Origin of the sequence: Siphonobacter sp. SORGH_AS_1065 (assembly GCF_030818595.1) — a bacterium.
Classification (GTDB): Bacteria; Bacteroidota; Bacteroidia; order Cytophagales; family Spirosomataceae; genus Siphonobacter.
Genome location: NZ_JAUTAM010000004.1, coordinates 2,662,649 through 2,675,235, shown reverse-complemented (window position 1 = coordinate 2,675,235; position 12,587 = coordinate 2,662,649). Strand labels below are relative to the sequence as shown.

Below are 12,587 nucleotides of genomic sequence, written 5' to 3'. Positions count from 1 at the left end.
GGTTAAACCCCTCCGGGGTTATGGTTCCCTTTTCAAACGTCTCCCCTACTACGCTCTTTCGGATTTGTAATCCGAAAGCCGTCTGTAAGGGATTTATAATCCTTAAAGCAACGCTAACCGTCTCTTACCCAGATGCGGCTTCATCGCATCTCTACATGAATGATCGCCTGTTATTGGGGATTGTAAACTCAAAAACTCCGTCATGGCTGGTGTCTTCACCAACTACCAGGCTTTTAGTAATGGCTGGTGAGGACACCAGCCAGGGCGGAAGATTAGCGTATGGGCCCGTTCAACGTTTACCCCGGGTTTTACCCGGGGCTACCCATATTAAACCCCGCTGGGGTTATAACTCCCATTTTCAAACCTCTCCCCTACCTTTATGGGTTTTTATCTTTCCAAACTCCAAACTCCAAACTCCAAACTCCAAACTCCAAACTCCAAACTCCAAACTCCAAACTCCAAACCGCAGCGACAGCCGCTCCAAACTCAAAACTGTTAATACCTGTTAATTGCATTCCTAATCCACTAACATTCAGTTACCTTTGGCTAGTCGACCTTAATCTGCATTAGCTATGAAACCCATCCTATACTTATTTATCTTTTTAATCAGTACGGCCTGCCAAAGGTCCGCTATTCGGCTTAACTCGCTTACTCCCGATACCCATCAGGAAGATGGACTTCAGGTAGCTCGCCAAGTAGGACGTGATTTGAAAGTAGTTACCTCTTTTGAAAGTGTTTATGAAAGCCGTCAGCGGGGAGCGAAGATAGAATACCTTATTTTCGATACGGAAGTAACCAACCTCAGCGAGCATCCTATCGAGATTAAACCTAGCGATTTTGAGATTTCTGCCCTTGATACTAAAAAGAATCTACTTCCCTCTTTCAACGGTTACTCAGAATCCTGGAACCGAAAAGGGCTGGATCCTGATCAGGAGTTAGTTCGGATAGATCAGCAGATGCGACAGGAACAGAAGGTGCTGAAGTTTAATAAAGTCTTCAATACCGTTTTATTGATAGGCCTGGTAGCCGCTGATGTTTCCAATCAAACGAATACCCGTCAGAGCTACCGGGAATTTGCTTCCAAAAGTGCAGGCATTGCAGGCGGCTGGCAAACCCTGGCTATCAAACGGGTAGCCGATCATCAGCGATTTGCCAATCGGATGGATCAGTTGAGTTGGGAAAAGGGAAATTTTCAACAGGAAACCTTTCGTAGAGCAGTACTCAATCCCGGGGAAGCATTGCGGGGCAAACTGCTACTGGAATCCAATCGGGACGCCGCCTATTACCGAATTGACTATCCGGTTACTTCCGAACCCATTAGCTTTTTATTCGAGCAAAAGTTAGTCAAACAGAAACGTCGTAGATAAGTATAAACCAAAAGAGAGCCTCGCGAATACGAGGCTCTCTTTTGGTTTACTAGCTCAATCTATTTGGCGTAAGCTACGGATCGCATTTCCCGAATAACGGTCACTTTAATCTGACCAGGGTATTGCATATCCTTCTCAATTTTCTGTGAAATATCGTAGCTCAACTGGCTTGCTTTCTCGTCGGTTACATTGTCCGAATCAACAATCACCCGCAACTCCCGGCCGGCCTGAATAGCGTAGCATTTGTCAACACCATTAAAGTTCAGGGCCAAAGCTTCGAGGTCTTTCAGACGCTGAATATAACTTTCCATCATCTCGCGACGAGCTCCAGGACGTGAACCGCTGATGGCATCGCAAACCTGAACAATCGGAGAAATCATGCTGGTCATTTCGATCTCATCGTGGTGAGCTCCAATGGCATTGCATACTTCGGGGTGTTCCTTGTATTTCTGAGCCATTTCCATACCCAGAATCGCGTGAGGCAACTCGGGTTCTTCGTGCCAGACCTTACCAATATCGTGGAGTAAGCCCGCTCGTTTGGCCAGTTTTGCATTCAGTCCTAACTCAGAAGCCATCGTAGCACAAAGCTTGGCTACTTCGCGAGAGTGTTGAAGCAGGTTTTGACCGTAAGAAGAACGGAAACGCATCCGGCCTACCATCTTGATTAACTCAGGGTGTAAGCCATGAATGCCTAAATCGATTACCGTACGTTCACCAATTTCAACGATTTCGTCTTCGATGTTTTTCCGCGTCTTTGCTACCACTTCCTCAATGCGGGCGGGGTGAATCCGACCGTCCTGAACGAGGCGGTGTAAGGATAAGCGAGCAATTTCCCGACGAACAGGATCAAATCCCGAAATAACGATGGCATCCGGGGTATCGTCAACGATGATTTCTACACCAACCGCCGACTCCAGCGTACGAATGTTACGTCCTTCGCGACCAATGATTTTACCTTTAATATCGTCAGATTCGATGTTAAACACCGATACGCAGTTCTCAATCGCCTGTTCAGCAGCCGTCCGCTGAATGGTTTCGATTACAATTTTCTTCGCTTCCTTGGTTGCCGTCAGTTTGGCTTCCTCCACGATATTCTTTACATAACTCGTCGCCCGCGTCTCTGCTTCTGCTTTCAGGTTATCCACCAATTGCTGGCGAGCCTCATCAGCGGTTAATCCGGCAATGCGTTCCAGTTGAGCAATCGCGTTTAAACGAGCTTTTTCAGCTTCTTCCGTCTTCTTTTTGATCGAATCCTGCTGTTGAGAAACCTGCTGTTTTTGCTTTTCCAGCTCGTCTTCTTTCCGCTTCGCCTGCTCACGCTGCTGATTAATCTGACGTTCGAAGTCCTTCAACTTGGCTTCGTTTTCCTGAAGAATACGCTTCCGTTTATTCGTTTCTTCTTCGAATTCGCTCCGGCGTTTCAGGAAATTTTCCTTTGCTTCAAGAATCCGCTGATTCTTAATATTCTCGGCCTTTTCTTCCGCGTTTTTGATAATGTCTACAGCTCTGATCTCAGCTTCGGCATCCCGATTTTTAATCGTTTTTCCTAAAAAGTACCGAGTTAGCAAGAACACTATGGTCGCAGTAACGAGGGTATCGAGTAAATACGATAGAACATTACTATCCTGCATTTCTCTGTATGGTTATATTATAGTGAAACCAAACAGTCCTCTGCCGGAAGCCGTCAAAAGTAAAGAAGAGAGACTTATTTCCTTATCAATCAGTTCCTTAAAATCGGACTGACTAATTCATCCATCATTTCGAGTTGGGCAAAAGCCTGATGCTGTAACGCATTAAGTTTCAGGTTAGTGACCATGCAAAAAAGCATTACACGCGTCATCCGCTCGTGCATGCTATGTACGTTTTCCTTCTCGAGTAACTGTTGCATTTGCTGGTTCAATAATCTAGCTGCTTCCCGAACGTAGAGTTCATCTTCCTTCGGAATATTCATTTCATATTGAGTGCCTGCTAGCTGTATGTGGATGGTACGGTTAGTTCCCATGCAATGGTAGTTATGGCTTATAATCGCTCTAACTGCATTTTTCTTCGGTCTTTTAATCGGCTGTGGGGCCGGTCAGATGGCCTGTATTACAATCTAAACTTTTACAAGTTTAGTACTTTAAAATGAAATAATACAAATTGAAATCAGTCTATTACGTTTCAGACTTCATTTAAAGTTACAATAAAAAGGCGATTAAGTGTCTATTTAATCCTTAACCTTACTCATTGTGAACCTTCTGAATCGGTATTATTTCTTTTCCTGCCAGTTAAAATTAACCCTGAAATTTTTCTATTCTGATAATTTCTTAATGGCTTTATCTACTTCCTGAATGAAGTGATCCACCTGAATTCGTAAGGCCTCTGGGTTATCAGGGTTTAACGAATCCATAGCAATTCGACTCATGCGGCCTTTTTGATCGCTTCGTTTACGTAAATCGGCCAGCTCCAGTTTTTGCTTCTTGATGAGTTCATCCCGCTCTTTCAATAAGGCGTGCAACCCCTCTAGCTCCCGTTGCTTATCCTGCAACACCATATTCATTTGTTCCACCTGAGAGATTACCGTGCGTATTCTCAATTCCAGATGCTGCCCCTTGGCACGTAATCGGTCTTCCAGTTCATCCGCCGAGCGGGAGGTATCTAGGGGATTCATGTTTGAAGGTTTGTGTTTAGAGTTAGTTATTCTGTAAAGGCTGGTAACTCCCCGTCAGGAATCACCAGCCATTCAAAATGCTAAGCTTATTTTCTGATCACTGCTTCTAATTCTTTCTCAAAACCAAGCATTAACTTATTCATGGTTTTGTCAATCTGCGTATCTGTTAGCGTCTGGGTAGAATCCAGCAGGGTAAAACTTACTGAATACGATTTCTTCCCTTCGCCCAGGTTAGGCCCCTCGTAAATGTCAAAAACATTCAGACTTTGCAGGAGGTTTTTCTCATACTTACGAGCTACTTCCTGAATTTGTTTGAACGAAACGTTTTTATCGATCACCAGCGATAAGTCGCGACGTACTTCGGGGAATTTTGGAATCTCCTGGAACGTCACTTCCGTCGTATAACGATCTACCAGGGCGTTCCAATTCAAATCGGCAAAGAAAACTGCCTGCTTCAATTCTGCCCGTTTCGCCAGGTCACTTCTTACCAAACCAATCGTGGCCAGTACTTGTTTACCCACCAGGTATTGCAAACCATAAGCCCAGACATTACCGGCTTCTACTTCCTGCACCGAAACGCCTTTGATTCCCATTTTCTTGAAAATCCGGGTTACCGCCGATACCAGGTCGTGGAAAGACACGGGGCGACTTTTCTGCTGCCAGGATTCTGAAACCACATTACCCGTGATGTATAGAGCGAGGTGACGGGTTTCCGTGTATTCGCCCTCTACTTTGTGATACGTCTTACCAAATTCAAAGAACTTCAGGTCACGCTGACGACGATTGACGTTGTGAGCCAGAGCTTCCAGACCGGAAAAGAGCATACTCTGACGCATAACGCCTAAATCTTCGCTCAATTTATTCAAAATCTCAACATTTTCACCAGGAAGGCTATCTTTTATACTTTCAGCATAAGCGGGTTTAGTCAGAGAATTCGTGAAAATTTCCTGAAAACCAGCCCCTGTCAGCAATTGAGAAATTTTGAAAGGAACGTTTTCCCGATCCTTTGAAGGTACTGGGAACTTTGCCAGATAATCCGTTTGTAAGTTATCCGATAAAGCGATGTTGTTCAGGCCGTAAATACGAAGAATTTCTTCTATAACGTCCGCTTCACGCGTTACATCGACGCGATACGCCGGAATCGAAGCGGTGAAGCCTTCGTCCGTACCATTCCAGACTTTAATGTCCAGATCCGTCAGGATTTGGTGAATTTGTTCGTGAGGAACTTTCTGACCAATCAGTCGATCAATATTCCGATACCGCATTTCTACCTGAGCAGGCTTGAACTGAGCCGGATGCGTATCCACTACTTCACTGGTAATCTTTCCCCCCGCAATTTCCTGAATCAGTAATGCCGCCCGTTTCAGGGTATATAGTTTGAAGTTAGGATCCGTACCACGTTCAAAACGGAAGCTGGCGTCAGTCTTCAGCCCGTGACGCATCGACGTTTTACGAACCCAGTCCGCTGCAAAATAGGCTACTTCGAGAAACACACGAGTCGTGGTTTCTTTGATTCCAGAATCCTGCCCACCAAATACACCGGCAATGCCTACGGGTTTTTCAGCATCGCAAATCATTAAATCTTCCTCCGACAGAACGCGTTCTACGCCGTCTAGCGTAGTGAACTTGGTGCCAGTTGGTAAGGTCTTTACTACGATTTTCTGTCCTGCCAGTTCATGCCAGTCATATGCGTGCATGGGTTGACCCAACTCATGGCAAATTGAAATTGGTAACGTCTACGATGTTGTTGATAGGGCGTAAACCAATCGCCAGCAAACGCTGCTTCAGCCAATCCGGCGATTCAGCTACTTTCACGCCATCGATCGTTACACCGCAGAAACGAGGGCAAGCCTCGGTATTTTCTACGGTTACCCCAATCGGATGCTGATTGGAATCGGCATAGAAATTATCCGTAGAAGGTAACTTTATTTCACGGTGCAAGAGAGCTTTCAAATCACGAGCGACCCCTACGTGCGAAGCCGCATCGGCCCGGTTAGGCGTCAGGCCAATGACAATCTGATAATCTGGCTCTAATTTGAAAAATTCAGCCGCAGGTGTGCCATTAGGTACGTCCGTGGTTAACACCATAATACCGTCGTGGCTGGTACCGAGACTGAGTTCGTCTTCGGCACAAATCATGCCTTCCGAGGGATGGCCGTATACTTTTCGTTTTCCGATGGTAAAAGGCTCCCCATTCGTTGGGTAAATCGTGGCTCCCACCGTGGCTACTACTACTCGCTGACCCGCCGCTACGTTAGCTGCTCCGCAAACAATGGTAGCGGGTTCATCCGTACCGATATTCACCGTGGTCAGGTGGAGTTGTTTTTCCTTCACCATAAAAGGCTCGCAGGTCAGTACTTCACCAATCACGACTCCCTGAAGGCCACCAGGAACCGAATCGATTCGTTCAATTTCTTCAACTTCCAGTCCACATCCGGTGAGCAGTTGATCTAATTCTTCGGGTGACTCGTTCAGAGAAATATACTGTTTGAGCCAATTGAGGGAAATATTCATAACACTGAGACAATCACTTGAAAAAAGCCCGGTATAGTTGAGTAATGGGCCGGGCAGACAAACGTCTATTTTGCAAAAATAACTAATAAACCTGTTTAGCCTTTAGCCTTTTGTGTTTAGAGTCGCAGAGTTTCTTTGAATTATTACCTTTATTTTTATCAATTGCGTCTAAATCTACACTTTTTCAAGCCTTTTTAGCCATGCCAGCTTCGCATCCAGCCTTGGGTTATGCTTTTTTGACTCCCTTTTACGAATGGGCCATCTGGCTGGGCGTTCCGGAAAAGAAAATTCGGGAAGAGTTAATCTCCAGGATCAAACCCGGTGATTCTGTTCTGGACTTTGGCAGCGGAACGGGTACATTTCTGAAAGATTTGCTCGCCTATAATCCCTCGCAAGCGGTTTGTGGACTTGATACGGATGCCTACATGGTGAAAACTTCCCGAAAAAAAGGACTTCCCGTGGATTTCTATACGGCGGGTAGTTTGCCCTACCCCGATCAGAAATTTGATGTTGTTACCAGCACCTGGGTCTTTCAGCATTTTTCCGAAGAAGAGGTTCTCTTCTATTTCCAGGAGATTCGAAGAATTCTAAAACCCACTGGTGTTTTCTGGCTTGGCGACTGGGGACCTTCACAGGGACCTATTCAAGCCGGGTTGAGTAAACTGGTTCACTGGATAGACCCGACTCAGAACGGATACGGCCCGGCTGACTTATGGCCCGGCTGTTTATTAAAGTGTGGTTTTCAAAAGGTAATCCGAAGCGAGCCTATTCTGACCCGGCTGGGCACTTTCTATTACTGGCAATGCCTACCTTAGAATCAATACTCAAGATCAGTTACTTTGCTACTGCTCTAAGCCGGAGCCCTCGAAACACTTTCATGAAAAAGCGGTTGAACTGAAGAGAATTAAAAAAATCTATGGTTTAAGAACATTTGTAGTCGTTTTTTGTAAAAAATGAGATGTTGGTTAGCTAGCGTTCTCCTGAATGCTTTGACTAATACACATTAAATCGTTTTAATTTCCTAAAAGATCCTGGCTTGATTTTATTACTTTTTAGTGAAAACAAAGTCTGTTATGCTTTTGGGTAACTCTGTTAAAATTTCAGAATTTGAACTAGTTCTGAAGTCCGACAAGGTTAATTGAACATCATTTTACGTTAATTTTCGTTAATACTAAAAGGTATATTTGCTGAATTCCGAATAGTCGTTCATTTTCGGTATCCGGTTTTTTTGATAGGCCGCGATGGAAATTAACTCCTATAATTCTAACTCACGACCTATTGATTTTCCAAAACGACTGCCATGAAACCGTTTTGTTTGTTTTTGCTCTTTGTATTTACCCAGCAAGTGCTGGCTCAGGATATTACTACGGATCGGCTCAAAGGAGTCTGGGTAGCCAAGCGGGTGGAATACCGCAATGGTTACCAGATGATGAGCGACACGGAAGTAGATCAATCCAATATCGTTTTTGTGTTTGAAGACAAACGCTTACGCTTCTACACGAACGAACGTTCCACATCCGTGAGTTATACACTCAGTGGTACCCGCATTCGTACGGCTCAAAATGCTATTTATCAAATTGACAAGCTAACTGATTTTGAGCTTCAGCTATCGGAGCAAACCTCTTCGGTCATGCGAACTGATCAGTTACGCTTCATTTGTTCCCGTCAGGATGCGAGCAGTTACGATGATTACATCCGAAAAAAATTCATTTTACCGGCGGCTCGTTTTGATTCTGACACGTTTTATGTGATGAACGAAACGATCTTTCCGAAATTCCGTACCCGTCTGATTGACAGCAGTTTTTACGAATCGTATCGGAATTCCTACAATTTCATTGAAGATGCATTCCGGCAATTGGCTCGTCCTCGACGGGATCGTTTTCGGGTTAGTTTTATCGTTAATGCGACCGGGCAGGTTGAAAACATTCAGATTGTAGAAAGCTCCGATCCTAAAAACGACGCGAACCTTCGCAAAGCCATCAAGGCCTCGGAAGGGATGTGGATTCCGGCCCGGATTTCGAACAAGCCCGTGCGAACGCAGGTGAATTATGAATTTCCGTACGGTATTCCTGAAAATAAACAATTATCGCTGGACGATATTAAGGCTCTGAAGGCAAAGGATTTGTTTGAAACGGGATTACAGCATTTCAATCGCCAGCGGTATGCCGAAGCTCTGGAGGTCTTTAACCAATGCGTGGATTTAGATCCAGGAAACGTGTCCATTCGCTTCAACCGGGCGGCTGCTTTATTCAAGCTCAATCGAACACAGGATGCCTGTAAAGATTGGAAGCTCCTGGAAAAAGCCGGAGAAAAAGAAGCAACCAAGTGGCTTAAGAAGTATTGTCAATAAGAGAAGAGGTCAGCATCCAAAATGCTGACCTCTTCTTATTTTTAACTTCCCGAATTTCAAAACTCTAAACGTATTACTTACGCCTTATCTCCACCCATATCCCGACGAGCGTTGAAGTAACCTTTCACCACCGTAAAAGTCGTAATAGCCAGGAAGAAAATGATGATGTAATGCACGTAGTTAATGATACCGGGAAATTTCTCTCCCAGGTAAAAACCACTTCCGCACAGTAACAAACTCCACAAAGCTCCTCCGATGACGTTATACGTCATAAAATGTGGAAAGTCGAGTTTGATCATGCCTGAAAGAATGGGAGCAAACGTGCGAACAACGGGTAAGAAACGGCTAATAATTAAAATGCTGGAACCGTATTTCCGAAAATACTGACGCGTCGTTTCAATATTCTTCTTTTTGAAAAAGAGCGAATCCGGTCGATTTTCGAATTGCGTTCCGAAAAACTTTCCGAATAAGTATCCTGTAAGAGAACCCATCACCGCCGCTCCAAAAATGCAGAGTAATAGTAAGAGTAAGGTAACATTCAAGACACCCGTTCCGCAGAAAACGCCCGCCAAAAACAGCAGGTAATCGCCGGGAAGGAAGAAGGCAAAAAAGAGACCGTTTTCTGCAAAAACGATCAGGGTGATGACTACCAAACCTCCCGTACGGATAATCTCCTGGGAGTCAGTAAGCATAGTCAACCAGTCTGGTAAATTCATGGTTTGAAAACGTATTTTTGACGAAGGTAGGCACTTGTCTGATTATAGACGATTCAATTTCCTGAATTTTAGCAGAAACTACATCAGCGGTATTTCTATTCTCAGGTTCTTCCTACTTTTGTTCTCAGTTCCCTAAAAGTTTATACCTTCCCACTGCATACTTCATCAACCAGCATTTATTATCCGAACATCAACGGCTTTGATTGAACCGAAATTTGCCTCCGACTCCTTAACCACCATGACCGAAATGGTCTTTCCCAACGATACTAATAATTTGGGAAACCTGATGGGTGGTAACCTCTTACGCCTGATCGACATCTGCGGTGCCGTGGCCGCTCAGAAGCATTCCCGCCGTATTGTGGTAACGGCCTCAGTCGATAACGTAGCTTTTAAAGATCCCATTCCGCTGGGTAGTGTCATTACGCTGCGGGCCTTTGTTACCCGGGCTTTTAATTCTTCAATGGAGGTCTTCATTGACGTACATGCCGAGAATATTCCTGCGGGTGAACGCATCATGACGAACCGGGCCTTTTATACCTTCGTTGCGATTGGAGACGATGGGAAACCGACTGAAGTACCCGCCGTCATTCCTCAGACGGACGAAGAAAAACTATTCTACGAAGCTGCTCTGCGTCGCCGACAGTTACGTCTGGTATTGGCCGGACGCATGACGCCCGCCGAAGCTACCGAGCTGGCTAAGTTATTCGAGTTACCGACGAGTAACCTATAAGTTAAAGAAGGTTTGACATTAGTTTGAGTAGGTTTGAAAAAGTTAGAGGGTTTGAACGGGAGTTAATTACCCACTCAAACCCTCTAACTTTTCTAAAACATCAAACGATATCAAACTCTTCTAGCCTATTTTCCCGGAGTTTCTACCCGAAACTGCTCCATCCCTTTACGGTCTTGCAGAGTTACATAAACCGTTTTTTTATCCTTCCCTCCAAAAACGAGGTTACTACAGCTCTTTCCTTTTAAGGGGATTTCCCGAATCAGCTTTCCTGCCGGGCTCAATACTGCAATGGTTCCTTTGCCGTGACGCGTGCAATAGAGGTTTCCTTTTTTATCACACTTCATGCCATCCATTCCAAAATCAGTAAATTCGTGGAAGAGCGTTTTATTCTGAACGTTACCCTCTGCATCCAGATCATACTTCCAGATTTTTCGCTGAGCACTTTCATTCACATACAGCGTTTTCTCGTCGGGACTCAAGGTAATCCCGTTCGTTGTGCCGAGGTTTTCTAGTAATAAGATCGTCTTCCCCTCCGGCGTTACTTTCCAGAGCTTTCCGGTATTATCCTTCCAGCTAGGATCAGAAGCGTAGATTACATCTTTTTTCGTAATACAAATGTCGTTAGGCTGGTTAAAACGATCATCGTGAGCAAAGACGCTTACTTGCTTCGTTTGCATATTCACCTTCAACACGTTATGATTTACGAAGTCGGCCAGTAACATCTCCCCTTTCGAGTTAAACTGAATGGCATTAGCGATACTCTTGTTAGGTAAAGTCACAAACACTTCACCCTGTCCATTTGCATCTATTTTCCCGATAGTTCCATCCTGCCTGAAATTTACCACGTAAAGATGCCTCGCTTTGTCAAAACTCGGCCCTTCAATGTTAGTACTAAACTGATTTTCAGCCGTAAAATCACGACTTACGTACAGGTCTTTTTCGGCAGAATGAGCCGTACTGGCCTGACGGTTACAACTAGCAAAGGCCAGCGGAATTAATACTAGATAAGAAAGTTTCATCGATGTCTATGGTAATAAAAATAATGAGGTTCTCATTTGCATGAAAACCTCATTAGTCAAGTAGTGACTAGCTATTATAACGGTGTTTCTGGCGTTTCGATATCCGTTGGTTCTACTTTTTCATCTGTCGTATTCACTGCCGATTTGGCTCCCGTAGCGGGTACTTTTGAGCCGCTCGGTTTTGCGGCGGGTGCCGCAGGTTTGCGAGCAGGAGCTTTGGCGGCGGGTGATGGCTTCTCGTCTTCTACTTTGTTTTCAGCATCAGCCTTTTCTTCCGAAGGTTTCTCTTCTTTCTTTTTGGGAGTTGGTGCTGGTTTTCCAGCCGTTTTTTTGGCTTGTTTTTCTAGTTTCTTCTTCGCATCCTTTGCCTCTTTCTCTCCTTTCTCCTTCTCTTTTTGCTGTAACTTACCAAACTTTTTAGCTAGCTCTTCGGCGGCTTTTTCAATTTGCTTGGATAATTTTTTACCATGTTTAGGATTCAGACCTGCTAGTTTATCAGCTAAGACAGAAGTCAGTTCGGAGGTGAGTTTTTTGTCGGGTTTCATAAACGTACTTGTTTCGAGAGTATTAAGCTTAAATCAGGGTTTTGATGCGAATCGTTTATTGACAAAGTCCCAGCAAACAATGCCAGTAGTAACGGCAATATTTAAGGAATGCTTCGTTCCGTACTGAGGGATTTCCAGGCACTCGTCGGCAATTTCAATTATTTTATCATTTACTCCAAAAACTTCATTCCCGAAAACGAAAAGATAATAGTTACCTTCTTCGGGCTGGAAGTCGGGAAGCTTCAGACTTTCCTCTACCTGCTCCACGGCAATGACCTTTACTCCTTTCGCTTTCATCATTTGGCAGAACTCAACGGAGTCCGGCACATGAACCCATTCTACGGATTCATCGGCCCCGAGGGCTGTTTTGGTAATATCCCGATGAGGAGGCGTTCCCGTAATTCCCCCCAGATACAAAGTAGAAACCCGAAAGGCATCCGAAGTACGAAAGACTGACCCTACATTATTTAGACTTCTGACGTCATCCAGTAAAATAGAATACGGAAATTTTTCCGTATCCTTGAACTCTTCAACCGACATACGGCCAAGTTCATCCATTGAAAGTTTTCCCATAGAAAATCAGGGTTTTTACCCTTAAAAAGGGTCTTTTCCTGCGAATGGATTTTTAAAATCCGGGGGTAAAGTTCGTGAACTTCCGGTTTTTGACACTCAATTTTTTCATTTACCAGCCGCTAA

The 12,587-nt window shown here is 44.5% G+C and carries 13 protein-coding genes; 4 read left to right on the top strand and 9 right to left on the bottom strand.

Translation table 11 applies throughout. The annotated features are described in order from the left end of the window. Positions 1-572: 572 nt before the first annotated feature. Positions 573-1,367 carry a hypothetical protein gene (locus QE390_RS11820; RefSeq protein ID WP_307142286.1) on the top strand — a complete coding sequence of 265 codons (795 nt, stop codon included), beginning with the start codon at positions 573-575 and terminating at the stop codon, positions 1,365-1,367. 59 nt (positions 1,368-1,426) lie between these two features. Here QE390_RS11820 and rny read toward each other — a convergent pair whose 3' ends face one another. The 5 genes from rny to QE390_RS11795 all read right to left on the bottom strand — a co-directional run bounded on the left by rny (position 1,427) and on the right by QE390_RS11795 (position 6,531). After that, entirely contained in the window at positions 1,427-2,998 is a 1,572-nt protein-coding gene (gene rny, locus QE390_RS11815) for a ribonuclease Y (protein ID WP_307142285.1), read from the bottom strand. Between the two features lie 89 nt (positions 2,999-3,087). Beyond that, entirely contained in the window at positions 3,088-3,369 is a 282-nt protein-coding gene (zapA, locus tag QE390_RS11810) for a cell division protein ZapA (RefSeq protein ID WP_307142284.1), read from the bottom strand. A 288-nt stretch (positions 3,370-3,657) separates the two neighbouring features. Continuing rightward, positions 3,658-4,017, bottom strand: a complete 360-nt coding sequence (locus QE390_RS11805; RefSeq protein ID WP_307142283.1) for a hypothetical protein — start codon at positions 4,015-4,017, stop codon at positions 3,658-3,660. An 86-nt stretch (positions 4,018-4,103) separates the two neighbouring features. Continuing rightward, positions 4,104-5,714 carry a phenylalanine--tRNA ligase subunit beta gene (pheT, locus tag QE390_RS11800; RefSeq protein WP_307142282.1) on the bottom strand — a complete coding sequence of 537 codons (1,611 nt, stop codon included), beginning with the start codon at positions 5,712-5,714 and terminating at the stop codon, positions 4,104-4,106. A gap of 13 nt (positions 5,715-5,727) precedes the next feature. Then, entirely contained in the window at positions 5,728-6,531 is an 804-nt protein-coding gene (locus QE390_RS11795; protein WP_307142281.1) for a phenylalanine--tRNA ligase beta subunit-related protein, read from the bottom strand. Positions 6,532-6,731: 200 nt separating this feature from the next. Here QE390_RS11795 and QE390_RS11790 point away from each other — a divergent pair, with 200 nt between their 5' ends. Both QE390_RS11790 and QE390_RS11785 read left to right on the top strand, forming a co-directional pair. Then, on the top strand, positions 6,732-7,346 hold the full coding sequence (locus QE390_RS11790) for a class I SAM-dependent methyltransferase (protein WP_307142280.1): 615 nt from the start codon (positions 6,732-6,734) through the stop codon (positions 7,344-7,346). Positions 7,347-7,831: 485 nt separating this feature from the next. After that, positions 7,832-8,881: a tetratricopeptide repeat protein gene (locus tag QE390_RS11785; protein ID WP_307142279.1), complete on the top strand. Its 1,050-nt coding sequence runs from the start codon at positions 7,832-7,834 to the stop codon at positions 8,879-8,881. A 77-nt stretch (positions 8,882-8,958) separates the two neighbouring features. Here the strand turns inward: QE390_RS11785 and QE390_RS11780 are convergent, their stop codons facing one another. Further along, entirely contained in the window at positions 8,959-9,597 is a 639-nt protein-coding gene (locus tag QE390_RS11780; protein ID WP_307142278.1) for a DedA family protein, read from the bottom strand. 199 nt (positions 9,598-9,796) lie between these two features. On the opposite strand from QE390_RS11780, the gene QE390_RS11775 reads away from it, so the two are divergent. After that, complete coding sequence (locus tag QE390_RS11775; protein WP_307142277.1) at positions 9,797-10,327, top strand: acyl-CoA thioesterase; 531 nt, start codon at positions 9,797-9,799, stop codon at positions 10,325-10,327. A gap of 125 nt (positions 10,328-10,452) precedes the next feature. Here the strand turns inward: QE390_RS11775 and QE390_RS11770 are convergent, their stop codons facing one another. From QE390_RS11770 to QE390_RS11760, 3 genes are all read right to left on the bottom strand, one after another. Beyond that, on the bottom strand, positions 10,453-11,346 hold the full coding sequence (locus QE390_RS11770; RefSeq protein ID WP_307142276.1) for an SMP-30/gluconolactonase/LRE family protein: 894 nt from the start codon (positions 11,344-11,346) through the stop codon (positions 10,453-10,455). Between the two features lie 74 nt (positions 11,347-11,420). Then, positions 11,421-11,891, bottom strand: a complete 471-nt coding sequence (locus QE390_RS11765) for a hypothetical protein (protein WP_307142275.1) — start codon at positions 11,889-11,891, stop codon at positions 11,421-11,423. 33 nt (positions 11,892-11,924) lie between these two features. Then, complete coding sequence (locus QE390_RS11760; RefSeq protein ID WP_307142274.1) at positions 11,925-12,464, bottom strand: TrmH family RNA methyltransferase; 540 nt, start codon at positions 12,462-12,464, stop codon at positions 11,925-11,927. Between the last annotated feature and the right edge of the window lie 123 nt (positions 12,465-12,587).